Annotated in this window: 22 protein-coding genes; 12 read left to right on the top strand and 10 right to left on the bottom strand. The window is 65.8% G+C overall.

Annotated features, from left to right (window positions below):
- Nucleotides 1-19: 19 nt before the first annotated feature.
- Nucleotides 20-1,399: a phosphoglucosamine mutase gene (gene glmM, locus AV929_RS14640; RefSeq protein WP_064288604.1), complete on the top strand. Its 1,380-nt coding sequence runs from the start codon at nt 20-22 to the stop codon at nt 1,397-1,399.
- On the opposite strand, the gene AV929_RS14635 is transcribed toward glmM, so the two are convergent.
- The 6 genes from AV929_RS14635 to AV929_RS14610 all read right to left on the bottom strand — a co-directional run bounded on the left by AV929_RS14635 (nt 1,384) and on the right by AV929_RS14610 (nt 6,786).
- Nucleotides 1,384-2,535, bottom strand: coding sequence for a hypothetical protein (locus AV929_RS14635; protein ID WP_064288603.1), 1,152 nt, complete (start codon nt 2,533-2,535; stop codon nt 1,384-1,386). The two genes, glmM and AV929_RS14635, sit on opposite strands and share 16 nt — an antisense overlap.
- Complete coding sequence (hisI, locus tag AV929_RS14630) at nt 2,535-2,897, bottom strand: phosphoribosyl-AMP cyclohydrolase (RefSeq protein WP_008307361.1); 363 nt, start codon at nt 2,895-2,897, stop codon at nt 2,535-2,537. Before hisI ends, AV929_RS14635 begins: the two co-directional genes overlap by 1 nt.
- A gap of 47 nt (nt 2,898-2,944) precedes the next feature.
- Nucleotides 2,945-3,970 carry an A24 family peptidase gene (locus AV929_RS14625; protein WP_050037203.1) on the bottom strand — a complete coding sequence of 342 codons (1,026 nt, stop codon included), beginning with the start codon at nt 3,968-3,970 and terminating at the stop codon, nt 2,945-2,947.
- A 102-nt stretch (nt 3,971-4,072) separates the two neighbouring features.
- The gene (gene fer1, locus AV929_RS14620; RefSeq protein ID WP_004590522.1) at nt 4,073-4,462 is read right to left on the bottom strand and encodes a ferredoxin Fer1; all 390 of its coding nucleotides are present in this window, start codon (nt 4,460-4,462) and stop codon (nt 4,073-4,075) included.
- A 125-nt stretch (nt 4,463-4,587) separates the two neighbouring features.
- Complete coding sequence (locus AV929_RS14615) at nt 4,588-5,796, bottom strand: inorganic phosphate transporter (RefSeq protein WP_014041572.1); 1,209 nt, start codon at nt 5,794-5,796, stop codon at nt 4,588-4,590.
- A 69-nt stretch (nt 5,797-5,865) separates the two neighbouring features.
- Complete coding sequence (locus tag AV929_RS14610) at nt 5,866-6,786, bottom strand: hypothetical protein (RefSeq protein ID WP_014041573.1); 921 nt, start codon at nt 6,784-6,786, stop codon at nt 5,866-5,868.
- A 110-nt stretch (nt 6,787-6,896) separates the two neighbouring features.
- On the opposite strand from AV929_RS14610, the gene hisA reads away from it, so the two are divergent.
- A complete protein-coding gene (hisA, locus tag AV929_RS14605) occupies nt 6,897-7,631 on the top strand; it encodes a 1-(5-phosphoribosyl)-5-[(5-phosphoribosylamino)methylideneamino]imidazole-4-carboxamide isomerase (protein ID WP_014041574.1) in 735 nt (244 codons plus the stop codon).
- Here hisA and AV929_RS14600 read toward each other — a convergent pair.
- Nucleotides 7,628-11,338: a glycoside hydrolase family 97 catalytic domain-containing protein gene (locus AV929_RS14600; protein WP_064288602.1), complete on the bottom strand. Its 3,711-nt coding sequence runs from the start codon at nt 11,336-11,338 to the stop codon at nt 7,628-7,630. The genes hisA and AV929_RS14600 overlap by 4 nt on opposite strands.
- Nucleotides 11,339-11,503: 165 nt before the next feature.
- Between AV929_RS14600 and AV929_RS14595 the strand changes: the two genes are divergently transcribed.
- Nucleotides 11,504-12,106, top strand: coding sequence for a class I SAM-dependent methyltransferase (locus AV929_RS14595; protein WP_064288601.1), 603 nt, complete (start codon nt 11,504-11,506; stop codon nt 12,104-12,106).
- Between the two features lie 7 nt (nt 12,107-12,113).
- On the opposite strand, the gene AV929_RS14590 is transcribed toward AV929_RS14595, so the two are convergent.
- A complete protein-coding gene (locus tag AV929_RS14590) occupies nt 12,114-12,506 on the bottom strand; it encodes a nuclear transport factor 2 family protein (RefSeq protein ID WP_064288600.1) in 393 nt (130 codons plus the stop codon).
- Nucleotides 12,507-12,611: 105 nt separating this feature from the next.
- Between AV929_RS14590 and mutS the strand changes: the two genes are divergently transcribed.
- The 9 genes from mutS to AV929_RS14545 all read left to right on the top strand — a co-directional run bounded on the left by mutS (nt 12,612) and on the right by AV929_RS14545 (nt 23,136).
- Nucleotides 12,612-15,377, top strand: coding sequence for a DNA mismatch repair protein MutS (mutS, locus tag AV929_RS14585; protein ID WP_064288599.1), 2,766 nt, complete (start codon nt 12,612-12,614; stop codon nt 15,375-15,377).
- A 74-nt stretch (nt 15,378-15,451) separates the two neighbouring features.
- A complete protein-coding gene (locus AV929_RS14580) occupies nt 15,452-17,392 on the top strand; it encodes an ATP-binding protein (RefSeq protein WP_064288598.1) in 1,941 nt (646 codons plus the stop codon).
- Nucleotides 17,393-17,491: 99 nt separating this feature from the next.
- Nucleotides 17,492-18,508, top strand: a complete 1,017-nt coding sequence (locus tag AV929_RS14575) for an ABC transporter ATP-binding protein (RefSeq protein ID WP_050037208.1) — start codon at nt 17,492-17,494, stop codon at nt 18,506-18,508.
- 19 nt (nt 18,509-18,527) lie between these two features.
- Entirely contained in the window at nt 18,528-19,373 is an 846-nt protein-coding gene (locus tag AV929_RS14570; RefSeq protein ID WP_014041581.1) for an ABC transporter permease, read from the top strand.
- A 141-nt stretch (nt 19,374-19,514) separates the two neighbouring features.
- Nucleotides 19,515-20,321 (top strand): outer membrane lipoprotein carrier protein LolA, encoded by an 807-nt coding sequence (locus AV929_RS14565; protein WP_225306729.1) that lies wholly within the window; start codon nt 19,515-19,517, stop codon nt 20,319-20,321.
- 61 nt (nt 20,322-20,382) lie between these two features.
- Nucleotides 20,383-21,567, top strand: a complete 1,185-nt coding sequence (locus AV929_RS14560; protein WP_014041583.1) for a sigma-E factor regulatory protein RseB domain-containing protein — start codon at nt 20,383-20,385, stop codon at nt 21,565-21,567.
- Nucleotides 21,568-21,931: 364 nt separating this feature from the next.
- A complete protein-coding gene (locus AV929_RS14555) occupies nt 21,932-22,303 on the top strand; it encodes a helix-turn-helix domain-containing protein (protein ID WP_044952077.1) in 372 nt (123 codons plus the stop codon).
- 1 nt (nt 22,304) lies between these two features.
- On the top strand, nt 22,305-22,616 hold the full coding sequence (locus AV929_RS14550) for a hypothetical protein (protein ID WP_050037211.1): 312 nt from the start codon (nt 22,305-22,307) through the stop codon (nt 22,614-22,616).
- A gap of 70 nt (nt 22,617-22,686) precedes the next feature.
- Nucleotides 22,687-23,136 (top strand): hypothetical protein, encoded by a 450-nt coding sequence (locus tag AV929_RS14545; RefSeq protein ID WP_014041585.1) that lies wholly within the window; start codon nt 22,687-22,689, stop codon nt 23,134-23,136.
- 14 nt (nt 23,137-23,150) lie between these two features.
- On the opposite strand, the gene AV929_RS14540 is transcribed toward AV929_RS14545, so the two are convergent.
- Together AV929_RS14540 and AV929_RS14535 are read right to left on the bottom strand one after the other, a co-directional pair.
- Complete coding sequence (locus tag AV929_RS14540; protein WP_008307333.1) at nt 23,151-23,351, bottom strand: hypothetical protein; 201 nt, start codon at nt 23,349-23,351, stop codon at nt 23,151-23,153.
- Between the two features lie 63 nt (nt 23,352-23,414).
- Entirely contained in the window at nt 23,415-23,921 is a 507-nt protein-coding gene (locus tag AV929_RS14535; protein ID WP_014041586.1) for a hypothetical protein, read from the bottom strand.
- Nucleotides 23,922-23,941: the final 20 nt, after the last annotated feature.

Genomic DNA, 23,941 nt, shown 5'->3' with positions numbered 1-23,941 from the left:
GCATCAGACACTCGCTCGAATGCAAGTGTTCGGGTCGAGTGGCGTCCGAGGTGTCGCGGGCGATGAGCTGACACCGCGGTACGTCCTTCGGGTTGCACAGGCCGCCGGGGACGTCTGGCGTGACGACCACGACCGCGTCGCGATCGCCCGGGATACGCGGACGACCGGGCGGACGTTTATCAACGCCGCGACAAGCGGGCTGACGGCCGTCGGGTTCGACGTCGACCGCCTCGGCGTCGTGCCGACACCGGGGTTGCAGGCCTACTGCGAGCGTGAGTCGGTCCCGGGCGTGATGATTACCGCGAGTCACAATCCGGCCGCGTACAACGGCGTGAAGCTCATCGGCGCGGACGGCGTCGAACTGACGCGGGACACGCTCGACCACGTCGAGCAGTCCCTCCGGGACGACACCCCGACCTACGCGGACTGGGAGACAGTCGGGTCCGACACCGCCATCGCCAGCGCTCGCCGCCGCTACCGCGAGCAGGTGCTGTCTGCCGTCGACCGCGACCGCATCGCCGACGCCGACCTCACTGTCGTCGTCGACCCCGGCCACGGCGCTGGCTCGCTGACGAGCCCCGACCTGTTCCGCGAACTCGGCTGTGAGGTCCACACTGTCAACACCCAGCCCGACGGCCACTTCCCCGGCCGCGACCCCGAACCCGTCACCGAGAACCTCGGAGACCTCCGGGCGTTCGTCCGCGCGACCGACGCCGACCTCGGATTCGCCCACGACGGCGACGCCGACCGCGGGATGTTCGTCGACGAGACCGGAACCCATATCGAAGGTGACGCCGCACTGGCCGCGCTCGCGGCGGCGAAAATCGAGTCGGGCGACGGCGTCGTCTCGGCGGTCAACGCCTCCCAGCGGCTGGTCGACGTCGTCGAGGACGCCGGCGCGACCCTCTCGCTTACCCCCATCGGCTCGACGTACATCGTCAGCCGCATCCGCAAGCTGCAGGACGAGGGCATGCACGTCGCCATCGCCGGCGAAGGCAACGGCGGCATCCTCTTTCCGGACTACCGCATCGCCAGAGACGGCGCGTTCACCGCCGCGAAGTTCCTCGAACTCGTCGCCGAGCGGCCCGCGAGCGAGGTCGCTGCGGACTACGACGACTACTACAACGTCCGGCGGAACCTCGAATACGAGACCGAAGCGGAGCGCGAGGCGATGCTCGAAGGCATCGAGGCCCACGCGAACGACGCGACGGCCGACCTCGACACGACGGACGGCTATCGCCTCGACTACGGCGACGGTTGGGTGCTCGCCCGACCGTCCGGCACGGAGCCCGTCGTCCGGGTCTACGCCGAAGCGCGCACGCTCGACCGCGCCGAAGAGCTGGCCGAAACGATGGTGAGGCGAGCAACCCAGCAGGCTGACACTTACAGCGGCGAATAAGTCTCCAGCGCGTCGTCGATAGCTGCCCTGGCCTCGCGGGCGGTCGATAGTTCCTGCTCGACAGCACCGCTTGCCAGCCGTTCACGCTCGGATTCTGTGAGGTCTGCCCGAGCGACAGCGCTCTCGCGAAGCCGCTCGTAGTCATCCCGCTCCGCGAGTCCACGTACCTCCCGTAGCGCCGCGACGACTGACTCGTCGGCGAACCGGGCGACGACCGAGCGGTACTCTCGGCAATACCACGGCAGGGCGTCGGCCGACGGCGGCGGCCAGTCGATCCGCACCGGCTCGGCGTCGAGTCGCCGGAGATACGTCTGCCGGGTGGCGACGGCGCTCCGGAGCGCCGCGGCGTCGTCGACGTAGTGGTCCAGCTTCGAGGCGGAGTAGTCAGCGTACTCCAGTAGTTTCGGAATCGGCTCCCGGCCGGCGTCGTGCTCGCGGACGTAGGTCAGCAGTTCCGCAGGTGGGGACCGGAACTCGACCAGCGGGTACGCGTCCGCCCGGTCGATAACTGCCAGCGCGTCCTTAGCCGGCGTATTGCGGCGAAACTCGGTGAACGCCTCGGAGACGGCGTCGTTGTAGCGCTCGATGGGGTCACGGAGATGCTCGACCGGGGCATCGAGATCGGCGTCGCCGAGACGCTGGAGGCGTTCCAGGTCGTCGATGCGGTCGCTCAGTTCGTCGCGTCGACGGTTCGCCTCGGTCCGGGCTTTCTTGTACTGCTCGCGTGCGTCGTCGAGTTCGTCGAGTCGCCCGACGAGGTCGCCGATGGGCGACAACATCTCGCGGGCCTGCTCGAAATCGCCCTCGGTGAGTCGCCGCTGCTGGAGGAAATCGTCGATTTCTTCGAAGGTATCGCGCTCGGGCAGATCCTCGGGGAGATCGTCGGTCAGCGTCCCGACCCGGCCCTGAAACTCCATGAACGCCTCGAAGTCGCCGCCGCCGGTCGCCCGGCCGTCGTAGCTGTCTAGCAGGTTCCACAGCTCGCTGTAGATGTCACGGCAGTCACGCAACGCGTCGGCACCGACCTCCTCGACACGCGTCTGCGCTCGGTCGTGCGCCTCGGCGGCCTGTTCGAGGTTCTCGACGGCGTCGGGGGTTCCTGCACTGCTTTCGATCTCAGTATCGGATCGCGCCATCAGTAGACGTCGTCCGGGTCAAACACTTGCTCACCGACCGTCTCGCCGTCGACAGTCCGGTGGAAACAGGACTCGTAGCCGGTGTGGCACGCCCCGCCGGTCTGGTCGACGACGTACAGCAGCGCGTCCCCGTCGCAGTCGACCCGCACCTCTTCGACGGCCTGCGTGTGGCCACTCGTCCCGCCCTTGTGCCAGAGTTCGTCGCGGCTCCGCGAGTAGTAGTGGGCCTCCCCCGTCTCTCGGGTCTTCCGCAGCGCTTCCTCGGTGACGTAGGCGAGCATGAGTACCTCGCCGGTGTCGGCGTCCTGTGCGACAGCGGGGATGTACTCCTGCTCGTCGAACGCGAGGTCGACCTCGGTCATACTCGGGCGGAGGCGTGTCCGAAAAATAGGTCTTCTGCTACCGGGGGTCACGCGAGCCCAACAGCCTGCAACAGCGAGAACAGCACGTCGCCGTAGGTGAGCGAGACGACAAGTCCGGCGAACATCGGGACGAGGAACGGAATCCCGGGCGAAATCCACACCTCGTCCTGTTCGGCGAGCACGTCCAGTCCGTCACGGAGCTGGGCCGGCGACGTGCCGTAGGCGGAGTGGTCGATGTCGTCTAAGAACTGCTCTGCACCCCACGGATCGTCGATGTGGTCGGGACGGTCGGTCTCATCGGCCCCGGCGTCACGGTTTGCCGGCTCGTCCACGTCGTCGGCCACCGGGTCGCCGCCGTCGGTCGCCAGGGAACCGTCGCCGGGGTCGTTCGGGACCGCCGGGATGGAGGTCGGCAGCCGATGCTGCTCGGGATCGGCACGGATGTCAGCAAGCGAGCAGCCGCGCCACTGGAGGTACATCCGGAGGGCGTCGAGGTCGAGGCCGCCGCGGTCGAAGCCGTCGGGGGATTCGAGCAGGCGGCCGTACTCCTCGGTGACGTTGGCGGCGGCGACGGGCCGCCCGATGAACATCGCCAGCGAAAAACGACCACGGGCGAGGTTCCCGGCAGCGACGGCAAGCGGGTAGACGATGCCAGCAAGCACGGTGTTCGAGAGGATCGTCAGCGAGAACACGCCGATAGCGCTCTGCTGGAGCGGGAGCGCGACGCTTGGCATTGGCAGGTAGTACACCGGATAGACGGGAAAGAGGACGGCGACGAGCATGAACGCCTTCGCGTCGGCCCCGCCGAACCCGCCGATGAGCCAGAAACCGTACGACAGCGGAACGACGAAGCCGAGACTGATCGCGACTCTGATGAAGAACAGCCGCTGGCCGACCGCTGTCGGGCCGGCCCAGACGGTGTAGGCGTCCCACAGCAGGAGCACGACCGCCAGCACGGCAAGCGGGGTCCAGGTCCGGTTGGGCACCCGGCGGGTTTTCACGTCGCGGTAGGCCGCCCACCCGAACACCGGGACGGCGACCAGCCGAAGCAGGTCCGGTATCGACCCGAGCACGGCTATACGCAATACAGGGGTGCCCCTAATGGTTCCGATACGACGGCTGTCGAAGGCAGTCGCTGCTGGAAGAAGAAAGTGTAGTGCGCTGCAGGAGCCGCGTTAGATGACGCGGTTCTGCAGGTAGTCGAGGTGCTTGGCGTTGTAGACGATCTTGACCTCGTCGGCGTCCGGGCTGCCGATACAGGTCAGGCGAACGTTTTTGTCTTCGACTTCCTCGTCGCTGAGGATCTGCTGCATGTCCATGTCGATGTCGCCTTCGAGAACGATGGCGGCACAGTTCGCACAGGCACCGGCGCGACACGAGAAGGGCCAGTCGTAGCCCTGCGCCTCGGCGGCTTCCAGGATGTACTCGCCTTCGTTCACCTCGAGGGACCCGTAGTCCTCACCGTCGAGGTCCATATCTGACGCCTCTGCGAAGACGTCGTCGTCGTACATGTCCCAGCCGTTATCGTCCACTACTTCGTAGTTAAGGTACTCTACCGTGGGCATCACCTGATTGGTTCGAACCCCGCCCTGTTAGACTTTGCCCTTCGGTTTTAGGCCGTGCAAAATAATGAGGGACAACGCGGGGATTCGTCGGAAACCGACGACAGCTGTTCGGGACCGATCACCGCTCAGGCAATCGGCAAAAACTTGAATACCAGATACGCCGCGAGCGTCGCGATCGAGGGGACGATGTTCTGAAGGAAAATCACTCTGGCGGTGGTCCCGGGTTCGAACAGGTCCGACGCCGACGGGATGTCCTCCCGCGATTCCTCGCCGATGGGTTCGGTCTCGGCCGGCTTCGGCGTCCCCTTTTTCCCGCCGACAGTCGGCGCATCCGCGGCTTCCGCGTCGGTGGTCAGCGCACCGACAGACGCGACGGGCGTCTCGCCCTGCACAGTGTCGGAGAGGCTCGTCGTTCGCGTTGCACGGCCCCAGCCGAGCCCGACGATGCTCATCGTGGCGATGATGACGAAACTCGCCGGGATACCCAGCGCGGAGAGGAAGGTGACGATGGTGGAGGCAACTGCCGCAACCACGATGGCGGCGACCAGCGGGAGGTCGGTCAGGTCGTTGCCGACCGTGTCCATCGTTCGACGGGCGATGGTAAAGGCACCGAGGCCGATAGCGCCACCGCCGAGCAGGATAGCCGGGTACATATCTAGCGAGCCGTTCCCCACGAGGGGGGCGACGGCGTTGGCAACGTTCGACGCGCCCGCCGAGAAGGCCATGTAACAGCCGATACCGATGACGACGACGGTCCCGACGAACTCACGCGGTGTCGTGTTCTCCCCAAGTGACGGCCGTGGAATCGAACCGGACCGGTCGAAATCCAGTAGCGACCCCTCGCTCTGGGAGACAGCGAACCACTCGACGAGGCGCGGGTAGAAGTACCGGCCGATGACCCCGCTGACCCAGAAGGCGATGATCGGGGAGACGAGCCACCACGAGACGATTTCGAGCATCAGGGCGGCGTTTAGCGTCCCGCGAGCGAGGCCGAGACCGGCGATAGCGCCGACAGCCGTCATCGAGGTCGACGCCGGGACGCCGACCACGTTCGAGAGAAACAGCGCGACGCCGATGAAAAACAGCACGACAATGCTGATGAGCGGGGAGAAGGCGGTCTCGACGAGGTCACTCCCGAGGCTTTCGACGACTTCCGGGCCGACGATGAGTCCCCCAGCCAGCGCGAAGATGGTCATCAGGGCCGCCGCGGACAGTTTCGAAAGCGTATCTGACCCGACTGCAGGCCCGAACGCGACACCCGTCGAAGAGCCCCCGATATTGAACCCGACGAAGATAGCCACCAGAACACCGAGGGCAAAGAGAACTTCGACCATACAGGTGCCAGTCCCTCACTGGGTTAAAACGTACCGAACGGGTAATGTGCCAAGCGACGGCGACCGCCGCTACGACGACCGCTCGTCCGAGCCACCGTCGTCGGTGTCAGACTTGCCACCCTCGTCAGCGAGGTGCTCGTCGTCGGCCGGCATCGTCTCCTCGACCTCCGCCGCGGTCTCCTCGACTTCGTTCGCCGTTTCCTTGGCCGCTTCGACCTCGTCGGTGACCGATTCGGCGGTCTGCTTCGCATCGCTGGTCTTGTCTTTGACCTCCGTGGTCTTGTCTTTCACTTCGGTCGTCCTGTCTTTCGCTTCCGTCGCCTTGTCCTTGACTTGGGTCGTCTTGTCTTTCACTTCGGTCGTCTTGTCCTTGACTTGGGTCGTCTTGTCCTTGACCTCGGTCACCTTCTCGGCGGCGTCCTCGTCGCCGGTCTCGGTCGCAGTCTGTTCGACTTCGTCGGCCGTCCGCTCGACTTCGTCCGCGGTCTGCTCGACCTCGTCGACGGTCTCCTCCACTTCGTCCGCTGTCTGCTCGACCTCGCCGGCCGTCTGCTCGACTTCGTCCGCGGTCTGTTCGACATCTTCGGCGGCCTCGTCGACAGTCTCGGCCGCGTTTTCGACCTCGTCGGCGGTCGTCTCCAGTTCCTCGGCTGTCGTTTCCAGTTGCTCGGCGGCCTCTTCGAGTTCAGCGGCCTTCGTGGCGACGTCCTCGTTCGTCCGTTCGAGGACGTTCGCGAGGACGAGGAACTGTAGCAAGCCGACGACGACGAACGCCGAGATGGCGACACTGGCGGCGGTCGCAAGCACCGACACCGTGCCGGCACCGAGCGGGAGAACACCGAACGCGGCCAGCCCCCAGGCCAGCGCCAGGCCGACGGCGACGACCATCACGGCCTGTTCGAAGAGCTGGTACTCGCGCTCGTACGGCCCGAACATGATCGCTTCGAGCCGACGGGCGAGCGGTGTGAGGACGAGTGTAGCAGTAACCATGTCGGACCTTTCCCATCACGCCGTAAAAGGATGGGGGTGAATTTGTGCAGACAGCCGTCCGTACACGGTGGACCGACACGCTTTCGACGGCCGCCGCCGGACCACCGGCCATGTACCCCGAATTCGAGGTCGTCCCCGCGGTCGACATGCAGGACGGACAGGTGGTCCAGCTGGTCGGCGGCGAACGCGGCACCGAAAAAACCTACGGCGATCCGGTCGAGGCCGCACAGCGGTGGGTCGACGCCGGCGCGCGGACGCTCCATCTCGTCGACCTCGACGGCGCGTTCGAGGGCGAGCGACGGAACGCGGCGGCCATCGACGCCGTCCTCGACGCGGTGGGAGCCGACGTGGACGTGCAACTCGGCGGCGGCATCCGAACCGCCGAGGACGCCGTCTCGCTGCTCGACCGCGGGCTTGACCGCGTCATCCTCGGCACGGCGGCCGTCGAAACGCCGGAGATCGTCCGCGAAATCAGCGACGAACACCCCGGTAGTGTGCTCGTGAGCCTCGACGCGAAGGACGGCGAGGTGGTCGTCTCCGGATGGACCGAAGGCACTGGTCTGGACCCCGCCGACGCCGCCGAGCGGTACGCCGACCTCGGGGCCGGCGGCATCCTCTTCACCGACGTGGATGTCGAGGGGCAGCTCGAGGGGGTTCGGACCGACCCGGTTCGCCGACTGGTCGACAGCGTCGACATCCCCGTCGTCGCCAGCGGCGGCGTGGCAACCATCGACGACGTGCTCGCGCTTCGGTCGGCCGGGGCCGCCGCCGTCGTCGTCGGGAGCGCGCTCTACGAGGGGCAGTTCACGCTCGACGCGGCGATTGACGCGCTCGCCGAGGATTAATCGAGCGGGACGAACGGCAGCGTCGCCCGCGAGTCGGCACTGTAGGCCAGCGCGTCGGCCTGACTGACGCTCTCCGGTGTCGTCAGGTCCATAATTCGCGGTGCGTTCTCGACTGCACCGGGCTTGGCACCGCCGAAGACGTAGCCCCCGGCTTCTTCGGCGACTGGCCGGAGCGACCCGCGGTCCTCCGACTGCACCATCGCGACGACTTCGAGGTCCGCCGCGTCCGCGCCGCCGACGGCCTCGCGGTCGAGGCTGAGCGTGACTGTCCCCGCGTCCACGTCGACGGTCTCGCCGAGGGAGACCGCGTCCCCGTCGGCGTCGGTCAGCGTCGCACCGCTGGCGTCGACCGCGCTCTTTGAGAAGCCGCTGATTTCGATGCGGTACTGCCACGGGGCCTCGAAGTCGACGGTCGCGCCGAGGTCGTCGAGGCTGGTCGTCGACCCGCTGTCAGCGCTCGGGTCGCGCAGCCAGAGGACGAACCACTGCGGCGAGAAGCCGCGGCTACTGCCGAAAGCGTTGTAGAGAGTCGCCACCTTGAAGGTGAAGCGATGGAGGCTCGGTGTCTGTTCGACCGTCAGCGACTCCAGGTCGAACGCGCCGTCCTCGAAGTCACCGCTGGTCGGATACGTGTACGCACCTGGGCCGGTGTCGTCGCCGGACGGGTCGGCGAGTTCGGCCACCGTCGCCGGCGGCTTGACCGTCACCGTTCCGCTGGCGAGCGTCGTGCCGTCCGGGAGCGCGACTGACACGTCGTAGTCGCCGGCCGCGTCGATGCTGTAGCCGAACTCGTAGGTGGCGTCGCTTGTGTTGGGCGGGAAGCGGACGTTCTCCGTCCCGACGGCCTCGCCGTCGACGCGGAGCGTCACCGTGGTCCCGCCGATGAACGCCCCGTCGTTGCGCCCAGTGGCCCGGATGAACGGTTCTTGGATGAACACCTCGTCGCCGATGGTGACGTCGAAGTCCTGTGCTGGCCGCTCGTACGCCGGCAGGTCGTTGATATCCTGACCTGTTGCGCGCCGGAAGCGGACAGCCGTCCCGCCGCTGCCGACCATCGACGCGAGCAGGGTCGTCCCCGGTGTGACGACGGCCTCGTCGACGCGAACGTCGGTCAGGTTCTCGTCGTAGGCCGCGTCGATGCCGTCGGAATAGATTTCGGCGACGTACTTCGGGCCGTTAGGGCCGGTACCGTTGCCGCTGGCTTCGTTCGTCCCGTTCTTCTCGCCGTTGTCGTTCCCCGGCCCCTGTCCGTTGCTATCCGAAGCGGGCGAGAGGAACGACAGGGGTACGTCGATGGCGCGGCCGCCCCCGTCAGTCATCGCGCCGAGATACCATTCCTCGCCTTTCTGCCGTGCCGTGACCATGTAATCGCCGATCTCGGCGTCGATGACGCGCGTGTCGTCCCAGCCCGCGGCGGGCACGTCCTCGATAAACTGGAACGCCTCGACGGTCTCGCCGCGGATGGGAGCTGTCTCGGGGTCGGGCATCGGCGCGCCGGTGTCGGTGACGGCGACGGCGTCGAGGTTGAGGCCCCCGGTGTCCTCGGCGGTCAGCGAGAGGGCGATTTCGTCCTCGTCGCCGGACAGCGAGACGGTCGTCGAGACGCTCTCCCAGACGTCCCAGTACTCCGTGGGCGGGAACGTGACCTGGCCGGCCGCGGAGCCGTTGACAAGCACCGACGCAGTCCGGTCGGTGTCCGCGCCGATGGCGTTCTCCTCGGCGTCGCTGGCGTACCGGAAGTGAACGTCGTACTCGCCCTCGTCGGCGTCCTCGACGGTCCAGGAGACGGTCGCACCGGGCGCGGCGCTGTTGGGGTCGATGGCGACGTACTGCTCGCCCTGAGCGTTGGCCCAGCGGGCGGCCGTCGAGAAGCCCTCGATGTCGCCCCACTCGGCCTGGGCGACTTCGCCGACGGCGGCCGTCGGCGGCTGGTCGGCCAGATAGGAACTGGGTAGGTCGGCGGCCATCTGGAGGCCGCTGAAGTACGTCGGGTACATCGCCAGTTGCTTGGCGCGCGTGGTCTCGATGCCGCCCGACCCCGAGTCCATGTCGAAGATGCCCGGCGTGTACTCGACCGGCCCGCCCAGCATCCGCGTGAACGGGAAGGTGACGTGGTGTTCGGGGCTCACGTCGCCGAAGGAGTCGTACTCCTGGCCTTTGACCCCCTCGCGGGTCATCAGGTTCGGGTAGGTCCGCCGGCGGCCGGTCGGGTGAATCGGCTCGTGTATATCGAGCATCTGTCGATTGGCCGCCGCCGTCTCGGCGACCAGCGTGTGGTGGTTGACCAGTATCTGGTTGTGGTGGCTGTAACTCTCGCCCGCAAGGTCACCGCTGTCGGAGACGTAGCCGTTCTTGATGGTCCGGATTCCGAGGTCATCGTACAACGAAAATGCCTCTTCGAGCTGTGATTCGTAGTTCCGGAAGTCCCCGGCCGTCTCGTTGTGCATCGTCATCTGGGTCGGCGGGTCGAGGCTCGCGCCGTAGTCGGTCACTTCCGCCAGATCGAAGTCCGGATACGGTGTCGAGAAATCGAATCCACTGCCATCGCCCGGATAGCTCGACCACCCCTCGTTCCAGCCCTCGACGAGGACACCGGGGATGTCGTGCTCGCTGGCGAAGTCCATGTACTGCGTGGCGCGGCCGGTCTGTGCGCCGTGGTTGCCGGAGGTCTCCCCGGTGTACTCCCAGTCGGCGCGGCCGGTTATCATCAGCCACCAGACGCCGATGAACTTCTGGGGCTCTATCCAGTCGACGCCCTGCGTGAACACCGCCTCGTCGTAGTCTTCGTTGAGGTTCACCACCAGATTCGACTCGACGAGGTCGCCGGCGCTGGTCCCCACCTGAACTGTTCGCCATGGGGTGACGTGCGGGGCCGACGCCGACACCTTGGTCCCGTCGGGCAGCGGCGCGAGCGTCGATTGGAAGGTCGTGTCACCGGCGTCCGGCGGTGTGAGCGCGAGCGAGGCGTAGTCCGTGAGGTCGGCCTCGTGGACGGCGAGGTGACGGCCGTCGTCGGTTCGCATCGTCATCGGCGTGTGGACGCCGTCGAAGCCAGTGCCGTCGAGTTCGCCGGCCACCTCGCTCAGCGGCGTCTCCTCGTACTCCACCTCGAAGTTGTTGTAGTCGTTGGGAATCCACCACGAGGTGTAGTCCCCGGCGAAATTGTACTCGGTCCGCTCGGATGTGACGACGAACTGGTCGCCGAAGGGCTCCCCGAAGATGAATCGGAAGCCGACGCCGTCGTCGAACACCCGGAAGACGAGCGTCCCGAACCGCTCCGCCCCGGTCGACTCCGCGACCCCCAGCCGGAGTTCCGTGTACCGCTCGGTGATTTCGTCGTAACGGTCCCATACTGGTGTCCAGGACGTATCGATCTCGGTTCGCTCGCTCCCGGTGACGGCCAGACCCGAACGGAACGGGTCCTGATTCCGGAACTCGAAGCCCAGTTCCGAGTCCTCGATTAGCGTCGTCCCGTCGTGTGCGACCTCGTATGTTGCCACACCGTCGCTGACATCGACAGTGAGTGTTACTGCCCCGTTAGGTGACGAGATAGTCTGTGTGGCCGAGTCGTCGCCGTCTGTCACCTGTGCGGCAGCGTCGTCGGAGACGGAGACCGAGAACGCCGACGCGGCCAGCAGCGAACCGACCCCACCGAGGAACTGTCTTCGGCTCGGGTTAGATTTGGGCTGTGATTCTTCTTCAAACATCGAGTCGTTCCTCCCGCGGATAAGTAATAAAAGTTCACCTAGATTGCATACCAGTTGGTCAATGAATCAGTGAACACCATCGGAATATCGTGTTGGAGTCGAAATAGGGAGGTGACTGTGGAGAGGTAGCTGAACGCCTATCCGGCTTGCACACATAGTGTAGACATGGACCGCAACGAGGTGCGCCACGCGTGGGACAGTGTCTCCGAGACCTACGCCGAGCGGCGCGACCCGACCGGGTCGGACGCAGCCCTGCTCGACGACCTGCTCGAACGGCTCCCCGGAGCGCCGACAGTTCTCGACGTAGGCTGTGGTGACGGCGCGCGGACGCTTGCGAACCTCCCGCCGAACAGCGTCGGTCTGGACTTCTCGCGTGCGGGTCTGAACCTCGCCGCCGAGACAGTACCGGACAGCCGGCTCGTGCAGGGTGACATGACGGCGCTCCCGGTTGCGACCGACGGCGTTGACGCAGTCACGGCCTACCACGCCGTCTTCCACGTCCCGCAGGACCAGCACCCGACGGTCTACCGTGAGTTCGCTCGCGTGCTCCGACCGGGCGGTACCGTGTTGATGACACTGCCGAGCGGCCAGTTCGAAACCGTCCGGCGCGGCTGGATGGGCGGGTCGATGTTCTTCTCGGCACCGGGTCGGCGGGCGACGCTCGACCAGTTGGCCGACGCTGGTTTCACCGAGACGGAGACGGTCACCGCGACGGACCCCCTCGGGAGCGATAGCGAGTTCGTCTTCGCCACGCTTGACGGCGATTAGCGACCGCCTACTCCCCTAGGTCGTCGGCCGTGCTGACGTGCATGCCGACGAACTGCCACTCGCGCGCCTCGCCGGTAGCTTCGAGGGTCCCGCTCCAGCGCGTGTCGTACTCGTGGCGGACCGTGCCCTCGGTGTCGGTCCAGCACAGGTCGACGGCGTCGCTGAACCACGCGTAGCCCTCGCGTTCTGTCACCCGGAGCGCATGGCTCTCGACAGTCCAGTCGGCCGTCGTCTCGGTCTGTTCCCGTAGTCCTGTTCCGATAGCGCCGGTTCCGACCAGTTGTTCAGAGATGCCGAACTTGACCACCGAGCGGTCTGCGTCATCGGCGAAAAAGGGGCCGAGCGGCTCGTCGGCCCGGAGCGCGGCGTAGTAGGCCGCGATAGTCTCTGCTGCGTTCATACTCGGCCCTACGGCCTGTGGCCCCTTCACTGGCCACGCCCGGCGGCCGCGAACACGCTCTCCCGACCCGCAATCCTTACGCCCGGGACGGCCACACGGACGTGTATGACAGAGGCGACGGGAATCGTCGGGGAGTTCCTCACGCTCAAGGAGGGGACCGACGCGGACCTGCTGGCGATGCAGTGTGGCGACTTCTACGAGTTTTTCGACGAGGACGCCGAAATCGTCGCCGACGAACTCGACCTGAAGGTGAGCCAGAAGTCCTCGCATGGCTCGTCGTATCCGATGGCAGGGGTTCCGGTCGACGACCTGACGCCGTACGTCTCCGCGCTGGTCGAGCGGGGCTACCGGGTCGCCATCGCCGACCAGCACGAGACCGAGAACGGCCACGCTCGCGAAATAACGCGGGTCGTTACGCCCGGAACGCATCTAGAGACCGGCGACGAGTCGGCGCAGTACCTCGCCGCGGTGGTTCGGGAGGCCAGCCGGGACGGCGGTGACACCTACGGTATCGCGGCGACGGACGTGACCACGGGCCAGTTTCAGGTCACACAGCTCGACGACGCCGACGCGGGCGAGGCGCTGACAGAGCTGTACACGTTCGGGCCGGCCGAGATTCTTCCCGGCCCGGAGCTCCGGAACGACGACGCGTTTCTGGACCGCCTGCGCGAGCGGACGGACGCGGCGCTGACGCTGCACGACTCGGCGTCGTTCGAGCCGGGCCGGGCGCGCCACACCGTCCGCGAGCAGTTCGGGAGCGAGACGGTCGATAGCGTCGGTATCGGCGAGCAGAGCGTGGCGGTCCAGGCCGCCGGCGCGGTGCTGTCCTACGTCGAGGACACCGGGGTCGGCACGCTGGCGGCCGTCACGCGGCTGCAGGCCTACGGCGAGCGCGACCACGTCGACCTCGACGCGACGACCCAGCGGAACCTCGAACTCACAGAGACCATGCAGGGCGACAGTTCGGGGTCGCTGTTCGACACTATCGACCACACGGTCACGGCCGCCGGCGGGCGACTGCTCCAGCAGTGGCTCCAGCGGCCCCGGCGAAACCGGACCGAACTCCAGCGCCGGCAGGCCTGCGTGGCGGCGCTGTCGGAGGCGGCGATGGCCCGCGAGCGGATTCGAGAGACGCTGTCGGACGCCTACGACCTCGAACGGCTGGCGGCGCGGGCCACGTCGGGGAGCGCCGACGCGCGGGACCTGCGAGCAGTTCAGGAAACGCTGGCGCTGCTCGGACGGGTCGCCGACGCCGTGACCGAGACCGAGCGGCTGGCCGAGTCGCCGCTTGCCGACGCGCTTGACGGGGCCGACCGCGAGGCGGCCGACGCGCTGGCCGCGGACCTCGACAGCGCACTGGTCGCTGACCCGCCGGGAACGATCCGGCAGGGCGGACTGTTCAAACGGGGGTACGACGACGACCTCGACGAGATCATCGACGAGCACGAGGCCGCGCTGGAGTGGCTGGAGACGCTGCCGGACCGCGAGAAGGAGCGGACCGGCATCACCCACCTCTCTGTCGACCGGAACAAGACCGACGGCTACTACATCCAGGTCGGCAAGAGCGAGACCGACGCCGTCCCCGAGGAGTACCAGCACATCAAGACGCTGAAAAACTCGAAGCGGTACACGACACCCGAACTCGACGAGAAAGAGCGGGACGTGCTGCGCTTGGAGGAGCGCCGCCACGACATGGAGTACGAGCACTTCCAGCGGCTCCGGGCGCGCGTGGCTGAGCACGCGACGCTACTGCAGGACGTGGGCCGGACGCTGGCGGAACTGGACGCATTCGCGTCACTGGCGGTCCATGCCGTCGAGAACGACTGGACCCGGCCGGCGGTCGTCGACGGCAACGAACTATCCATCGAGGCCGGCCGTCATCCGGTCGTCGAACAGACCACCGAGTTCGTCCCGAACGATCTCTACATGGACGACGACCGACAGTTCCTCATCGTCACCGGGCCGAACATGAGCGGGAAGTCGACGTATATGCGCCAGGCGGCGCTCATCACGCTGCTTGCCCAGGTGGGCAGTTTCGTGCCAGCGCGGTCGGCGACAGTCGGTCTGGTGGACGGCATCTTCACCCGCGTCGGCGCGCTGGACGAACTCGCGCAGGGCCGCTCGACGTTCATGGTCGAGATGCAGGAGCTATCCAATATTCTCCACTCGGCCACCGACGAGTCGCTGGTGATTCTGGACGAGGTGGGTCGCGGAACCGCTACCTTCGACGGCATCTCTATCGCCTGGGCGGCGACGGAGTACATCGTCAATTCCATTCAGTCCAAGACGCTGTTTGCCACCCACTACCACGAACTGACGGCGCTGGGCGAGGAGCTACCGGCCGTCGAAAACGTCCACGTCGCGGTCGACGGCGAGCCCCGGTCTGCGGGCAGCGACGGCGACGTGACGTTCCTCCGAACGGTCCGGGACGGCCCGACCGACCGCTCCTACGGCGTCCACGTCGCCGACCTTGCCGGCGTCCCCGAGCCAGTCGTCGACCGCTCACAGGCGGTGCTCGACCGACTGCGCGACGACAAGGCTATCGAGATTCGCGGCAGCGAGCAGAATGACGGCGGAACGACACAGGCCGTCTTCGACCTGGATTCGGGGCAGTTCAGGGACGGCGCGGTCCAGTCCGGGGACGCAGCAGCCGGTTCCACGGCTGAGCCGGTTGCGACCGACGGTGACCCCGAACACGCGCCCGGCGAGGCCGCAGCTGAAGGCCCCGAAGGCGACGAGAGGGCAGCGTCGCTCGATTCTGAGACCGAGGCCGTCCTCTCGGAACTAACAGAACTGGATGTCAACGAGACGCCGCCGGTCGAACTGATGGCGAAAGTACAGGAGTGGCAGGCCGAACTGGACGACGAGTAGCAGACAGCGCCCGATTTTCAGCGAAGATATTCACGGCGGAAGGTGTATACGGGAGTTGTCACTGCTAGAAGGCAATGAGCGACCGGATTTACGTTCTCCACGTCGACGACGACCCGGCTGTCGTCGAAGCGGCCACAGGTGCGCTGAAACAGGCGCACTGTGGTATCACGGTCGAGACGGAGACGAACGTTGCCGACGGCCTCAAGCGACTCGATGAGGGTACGTTCGACTGTGTCATCGCCGGCTACGACCTGCCGGAGCAGACCGGCGTCGAGTTCCTCGACGCGGTCCGCAAGCGAGCGCCGGACCTGCCGTTCGTCCTGTTCACCAGCGAGGGGAGCGAAGCAGCCGCCAGCGACGCGATTTCCGCCGGTGTCACCGAGTATCTCCGGGTCGACGGCGGCGCCGAGCCGTACGCACGGCTCGCACACACCGTCGTCGGCGCCGTCGAACGGACAGCCGACAACATCGAACACGCACAGAGCACGCGACGCGAGCGCGCTATCGAGGAGCTACACTCCACCGCCAGGGCGTTCATGCGAGCCACGACTGAGGATGCGGTTGCCCAAGTCACAGTGGACACCGCCAGAACCATCCTCAATATGCCAGCCAATGGCGTCCACTTCGCCGACGGCGACAGCCTGTATCCAGTCGCCTGGACCGAACAGGTCGAAGCGCTCATCGGCACGCCCCCAGTGTTCGAGGCCGGAGAAGCGCTCGCGTGGCAAGCTTTCGAAACCGGCGAGGCCCGGGTCCACGACGATATCACGTCGAGCCCGGACCGGTACAACCCGGAGACGGATATCCGCAGCGAGCTCATCCTTCCGCTCGGGGACCACGGCGTCCTCCTCATCGGGTCGAGCGAGGTCAGTGCGTTCGACGACACGGACGTCACACTCGCACGGACGCTCTCGGTCCACGCGACGGCGGCGCTTAACCGTCTCGACCGTGATCGCCAGCTCCGCGAGGAACGCGAGTTCATCGACCAGGCGCTGGATACGCTCGACGACCTGTTCTACGTCATCGGCACGGACGGCAGCCTTCGGCGGTGGAACGAGCGCATCCCCGAAGTCACGGGATACAGCGACGACGAAATCGGCGATATGGCTGTCGCTGACTTCTTCCCCGATGACGAGCACGGGGCAGTCGAAGCAGCGATAGACGAGACGCGAACCACCGGCCGAGTAACTCTCGAAGCCGAGATTCTGACTGCCGATGGAGAGCGGATTCCGTACGAGTTTGCCGGCACCCGGTTGACAGACGCTGATGGAGCGGTCGCCGGGACCGTGGGTATCGGGCGGGACATCTCCCAGCGCAGGGCGTACGAACGGCAACTGGAGCGAAAGAACGAGCGCCTCGACGAGTTCACCAGTATCGTCAGCCACGACCTCCGAAACCCATTGACAGTCGCGGAGGGGAATCTGGAACTGGCCAGAACAGAACGCGACAGCGACTATCTCGACGAGGTGTCGCGTGCCCACGAGCGAATGCGAGCGCTGATAGACGACCTCCTCACCTTCGCACGCGCCGGCGAAACGGCGACCGACCTCGAATCCGTCACGCTCGCAAACATCGCCGAGGAGTGCTGGCAGACCGTCGAGGGGGACCGGGCGACGCTCGTCGTCGAGGCCGACCGTCAGATCCGGGCTGATACGGCGAAACTCCGCCGGCTGGTGTCGAACCTCCTCCGGAACAGCGTGGAACACGGATCCACGCGCGCTCAGGCACCGTCCGACCGCACCGCGGAACACGACGAGGAGAACCTAACTGTGCGGGTCGGGACAGTCGAAGACACGGATCGGCACGGTTTCTACGTCGCCGACGACGGGCCGGGCATTCCATCGGAGGACCGCGAACAGGTGTTCGAGGGGGGCTACTCGACCGGCGAGAACGGGACCGGGTTCGGGCTCAAAATCGTCCAGCGGATCGCCGAGGTTCACGGGTGGACGGTCACAGCCACCGAGAGCGAGGCCGGCGGCGCGCGGTTCGAGGTGACAGGGCTCGAACCTGCCTGAGCAGACAGGCCAGTCGCCAAGTGCGGGCCAGCGACATCTGCGGCAGGCCCACTGCGGGACGTGACTGACCTTTTGGTTCTGAAGCCCTCAGTATGGGTAATGTCATCCCAGCGCCCTTCCCAGCGGGACTCGCAGACCGCCGAGCAGTCGGCTGCGCCGCGGGACGGAGCGACGCCTGCACTCGCCGTGGAGGGGTTGTCAAAGCAGTTCGGCAGCGGTGCAGACGCGGTGACGGCCGTCGACGACGTGTCGTTTCGCATCGAGCAAGGCACCGTTGTCGGCCTGCTGGGACCCAACGGGGCGGGCAAGACAACGACGATAAAATCGATTCTCGGGCTGGTGTTGCCTGATTCCGGAAGTGTTCGGATACAGGGTATCGACATGAGCGAGAAACCGCGGGCAGCCTACCGCCACGTCGACGGGATGCTCGAAGGGGCGCGAAACGACTACTGGCGGCTGACTGTCCGGGAGAACCTGCGCTATTTCTCGACCATCAAGGGCGTCAAGCCGGATGCCGTCGCCGACCGTCACGAGCGGCTACTGGAGAAACTCGACCTCCTGGAGAAGGCCGACGAGTCGGTCCGGGACCTCTCCCGCGGGATGAAACAGAAGGTGTCGCTGGCGAGTGTGCTGGCCAGCGAGTCCGATCTGGTGTTTCTCGACGAACCGACGCTGGGACTCGACGTCGAAAGCTCGCTGACGCTGCGTCGGGAACTGCGCCGCATCGTCGACGAGCGCGACCTCACGGCTGTCGTCAGCAGCCACGACATGGACGTCATCGAGGACGTCTGCGACCGGGTCATCATCATGAACGAGGGAGAGATCATCGCAGACGACAGCGTGGCGGCCGTCCTCGACCAGTTCACCGCGAACGCGTTCGCCGTCACCAGTCCGGACATCACCGACGACCTGCTTGCGACCGTCCGGGAGCGCTTCGAGGTGGTCGACGTGACGAGCGTCGAACGGGGCCGGCGCGTCGAGGTAGCGACCGATAGCGACGGGTTCTACCGCCTGCTTGCGCTGTGTCGCGACCACGATGTGACGCTTGCCACCGTCGGCACGGTCGAACCGGGTCTGGAGGACGTGTTCGTCGAAATCACGGGGCAGAAACGATGAGAGTGGCGGAGACGAGACGATGACCGCGAGCGCCGACACGCGCACAGAGGACAGTGATGGGACCAGTGCCCAGGCTGTCAGAGCCGCCATGCAGGCGGGCTATCTCGACCTCGCGCGGGCGGTGCTGTACCGCGAGTACCTCATCTTCGTCCGCTATCCGGCCAACGCCGTCGGCGGTATCGTCATCTCGGTGTTTTTCTTCGGCCTACTGTTCTACGGCGGCCGGATGCTCGCGGGACAGGCGATAACCGACTCCATCGAGGGCATCATCGTCGGCTACTTCCTGTGGTCGCTTTCCGTCGGCGCGTACCAGTCCATCTCGAACGACATCGGGAGCGAGGCCCAGTGGGGCACGCTCGAACGGCACGTCATGACGCCGTTTGGCTTCGCGCCGGTCGCGTTCTGCAAGGGTGTCGCGAAAGTCGTCCGGACGTTCATCACCTCGACAGTGGTGCTGGCGGTGATGCTTGCGATTACCGGGACGACGCTCCAGTTGAACGTCCTTACCGTCGTCGTCGTCGCGTCGTTGACCATCGCCTCGGTGCTTGGTCTGGGATTCGCTGCCGGCGGCGTCGCGGTGCTGTACAAGCGCATCGGGAACTGGCTCAATCTGCTCCAGTTCGGGTTCATTATCCTCATCTCCGCGCCCGTGTTCGAACTCGGCTGGACGCGGGTGCTGCCGCTGGCCCACGGGAGCGCGCTCCTCCAGCGGGCGATGGTCGACGGGACCCGACTCTGGCAGTTCTCGGCCATCGACTTGGGGCTCCTCGTCGGCGTCCCGGTCGGCTACGTCCTGCTGGGGTACGTCGTGTTCCAGTACACGACCCGTCGGGCCAGACGACTCGGCGTACTCGGCGACTACTGACTTCGGTAGACAGGAGGTTTTACTTGAGGTGCCGGTTATGTGATAGGTAACACTCTCGCTCGGGCTACGCACACAGCGTCGGGCGGTCCTCTGCCCTGCACCCCACAAATGGTCACTCGATATCTCTCATCGGAACGGCTGGTGCCCACCATTGCGACAGTGGTCGTCGTTGGTGTGCTGGCTGTTGCGACGTGGTCGCTCGTGTTCGCGAGTGACGGCGCCGCCGACCAACCCCAGATCGACAGGGACGTACAGCAACGCTACGAGTCGATAGACGGTGTCAGCGCGACCCAGACGACGATAGTCTCACAGAACGGGACAGTTACGAGCAGAACAACCTACGACGCGACGCTCCAACCGGGGACCCAGAAGAAACGGCTCGTACTCGTCAACAGTACGTCACAGGCGAATGACGTGCGTCTCTCGGACGGGTCGACGCTGTGGCTGTACAACGACAGTCGTGGAAGGGCAACACGAATACCCCTCTCCGAGACTGAGTCCGACAGAGGTGAGCGGCTACAGCGCCTCTTCACAAAACTCGACGAGTCGACAGCGGACCCCCGGTCAGTTGAACCACTCCCCGTTGTCCCTCGAGGCGAGCGATGGCCGGTCAACTCAACCGAGGGGATGACCGTCAGCTACCGGGGCACAGAGCCGGTTGACGGCCGCGAAGCGTACGTCGTCCATGTGACGCCGAGAAACGGGACAAAAGCATACGAGCAAACCGTCTGGGTCGACACACAGCGGTTTTTCCCGGCCAAGCAGCGGACTGCCTGGACGGCAGACGAGAAGCACACAGTCGTGACGACGAGGTATGCGAACGTCACGTACGACACCGGAGTTCCCCATGACGAGTTTGCCCCCGACTTCCCGGACGACACAGCAGTCAGCGTTCCGGAACCATCAGATAGGAGGTTTTACCTGCGCTGCCAGTTATGTGCTACATAATATTGTCGTTCAGACAGACCGAACGCAGTCGGGCAGTTCCCCACACCCGGTAACCTGATATATGGCCACTCGACACCTCACATCGGAACGACTGGTCCTCACCGTCGCGACGGTCGTCGTCGTTGGTGTACTGGCTGTTGCGATCTGGTCGCTTGCGTTCGCGAGTACCGGAACCGCTGATCAGCCCCAGATCGACGCGGACGTACAACAACGCTACCAGTCGATAGACGGTGTGAACGCGACACAGACGACGACGATCACCCGGAACGGGACAGTTGCGAGCCGGACGACCTACGACGCCGCGCTCCGGCCGGGGACCCAGAAGAAACGGCTGGTGGTCGTCAACAGCACCGTCGAGCGATACGACCGCCGAGTGTCGAACGGGTCGATGCTGTGGCTGTACGACCAGCGCCGCGCGAAGGCGACACGCATCTCTCTCAGCAAAACCGATTCAGACCAGGGTGAGCGGCTGCAGCGTCTGTTTGCGAATCTCAACATGGAGACGACAACCGACACGACGACCGACTCACCGTCGGTTGAGCCGTTGCCCGTCGTTCCCCGCAGCGAGCAGCGGCCGACCGTCTCTGCTGGCTCGATGAGCGTCAGTTATCGCGGTACTGAATCAATCGACGGGCGTGACGCCTACGTCATTCATGTGGCACCGAAAGACGACACAGCGGCCTACGAGCAGACGGTCTGGGTGGACACAGAGCAGTTCTTCCCGGTGAAAAAGCGCACTGCGTGGACAGCCGACGGTGAGCGAACAGTCGTGACGACGACGCACACGAGCGTCACCTACGACACCGGTGTGTCCGAGGACGTGTTTACCCCCAACTTCCCCGACAACACGACTGTCACTGTCCCAGAGACGCCCGAAAGACAGACCTACGAGTCGGTCGGTGCGCTCGAAGCCGACACCGAGATCCAGGTTCCGGAGCCCGACATCCCGCCGGGGTACGAACTGACCTACGCGACGCAGACGCGGGGGCGGATCCACAGCGTCGGCCTCCGCTACATGAACCGGACCAGTCTCATCACTGTCGGCAAATACGACCGGCCCGCTAACAGGGACAGCGCCAGCGGAGCGGTGACAATCGACGGGCAACCGGCACAGGTCAGCTACGGACTGACAACCTCAGTTTCGTGGAGCTGTGAGCGCTACCGATACACCGTTCGCGGTGAGGGCGTGTCCGCGGACCGACTCGTCACGGTCGGCCAGTCAATCGGCTGTCCCGGCGGCGAGTGAGCACCCTCGCTGGCATATCAAGCCGCCGTTTTCTGGGCCAGAAGTTCGACTGCACGTTATATTATGGAACCGCTCCTCAATTCGAGTGCAGCGGCCCTGACAACACCGTGCCACCAGCGCCCTCCGGCAATAGCCGCTGTCTGTCCACCATACTGCCCTATGGTTCCCCAGGGCCGCCACCCTGGGGGGAATGTGGGCCAGGCCGCCCGCGAACTGGTCCCCCTACCTCGCCCCACCTTCGCCCAAGGGCGGTGCCCTGACCCCACCGGTCTCCGCTGACACTGCGCCCTTCTCCGACGCGGCTGACTTCTGACTCGGAAACTGACGGGACCTTTTATTCGGGGACGGGACGTTGGTCCAGTACGTGAGTGAGGACCCGGCCGTGGGCGACATCCTCGACCTGCTCAGTGACGAGTACGCCCGGGACATCCTCGCAGCAACGAGTGTCAAACCCATGTCCGCGAAACAGCTCGCCGACCAGTGTGAGATGTCACAACCGACCGTGTACAGACGGGTCGAGTGGCTTCAGGAGTACGGCCTCATAGAGGAACAGACCCAGATAGAAACGGGCGGCAACGACTACAGCGTGTTCGCTGCCACGCTCTCGGAGTTCTCGCTGGCGCTTGCTGACGGTGACTTCGAAACCGAGATCGAGCGGACCGAACCGCCGGCGTTCCCGGGACAGGATGAACAGGACACCGCGGACCGATTCACAAAAATGTGGGAGAATCTCTGATATGGTCGCCATCGAGACGCTGATGGACTGGCTCATCACCGCCCTGGCGTTCGGCTCGACAGTACTGGGTGGATACGTCGGCTACCAGGCCTACCGGGGGTATCGCCGGCACAACAGCCGCGCGATGCAGTACCTCTCAGTCGGGCTGTTCTGCCTCACGGCGGTGGCCTTCGTCGTCGCGTTCACCGGGTCGGTCCTCCTTCGCCAGGGCCTGCTCGACAGCCAGTTCCAGCAACCGCTGACACTCGTCACTCGCGCCTTCCAGTTCGTCGGCGTCCTCTTTATCGCGTACTCGCTCCACTCCCGGGAGTGAGAGTCGGAATGTGTGTGGCGAATCACGGCCGTCCCGAACCGCTGAAGGGTCTCAGGGGGAAAGGATACGTATGGCGCAAACTGCGGGGGGACGGCCGACGGTCCGCATCGACGGGGCTGACCCGGTATTGCTCCCCTGGGACGTTGCACCCGAAACGCTCCCCTTCGATGTCGTCCGCGGCCCAGTCGCGTTCGAGTGTGCCTCCGGCGACCGGATCGAACGGGAGTACACCGGCATCGCTGTGTTCGACCTGTTAGAGGCGGCGGCGATGCCCGGCGACACGACCCACGTCCAGTTCGAATCGGCGAACGGCGACCTGGCGTGTATTCCACTTGCGGACCTCAACGACGCGGTGCTCGCGCTGGGCGACGGTCCCGGAACCGAGCCGGGGCGACCGCGGTTCGTCTCGCCCCGCGTGCTCGGCCCACGAACCGTCAAGAACGTCTGCCGGCTGCGGCCGCGGGCGCTCGCCGCCGGCGCTGACCGTGAGGCCTACGAGCGGCTGCCGCTGGACGAGTGACGCCGGACGACTGACTACTCCAGCAGGCCGATGTCCTTCGCCAGGCGGTCGGCGAGTTCTTCCAGCACATCGGGGTCGACCTCGGCGACCGGCTCACCGTCGTGGAGCTGCTCGTTGTGGCGCGCGACGGCGTCCTCGACGTCCTCGAAGGCGACCGATGTCCGCGTCCCGCACTCCTCGCATACGACCGGAATCTCGGGCTGGTCAGCTGTCATTAGCGGCAGTTTAGCTCGCTCCCCGATAAACGGACCGGAGCGTCAGCCGGGCACACCTGGCAGTCACTCCAGGACGCTCTTGGGCCGCTTGAGGTAGAACGCCTGCTCGGTGACGCGCTCGTAGACGGCATACAGCGTCTCGACGGCGGCCAGGTCGGGGTCGAACTGCAGGTGCGGCGCGGTGTGGTACGCCTTGCAACTGGTCAGGAAGAAGTACAGCGTCCGGTGGTGGGCCGGCGTCGCGTCGACGACGCCCATCGACTGCCCGCCCAGATCGTCCGAAAAGTCGTTGAGCAGACCGGCAATATCGTCGTTCAGTTGCTCGTCGGGCCGAGTGAGCGGCGCACCGAGCGTCTGCTGGAGGAACTCGCTCGTCGCCCGCAGGAACGGGTTCGAGTCCATCCCCGTCGGGTCCACCCCACTGAACGCGTCGTACAGGTCGAGCAGCGCCGTCAGTTCGTCGTCGGTCAGCGCGATGGGTTTGACGGGGTCGCCCTGCGGGAGCGAGTAGTCCGGGAAGGAGTACGACTGCGGGTCCGGCACCTGCCCGAACACGGTATCGAGACTCATGGTAGCAGTTCGGTCGGCCG

This window comes from Haloarcula sp. K1 (assembly GCF_001647155.1).
Classification (GTDB): domain Archaea; phylum Halobacteriota; class Halobacteria; order Halobacteriales; family Haloarculaceae; genus Haloarcula; species Haloarcula hispanica.
Note: the sequence above shows the minus strand (reverse complement) of the source record. Positions and strands in the feature narration are given on the sequence as shown.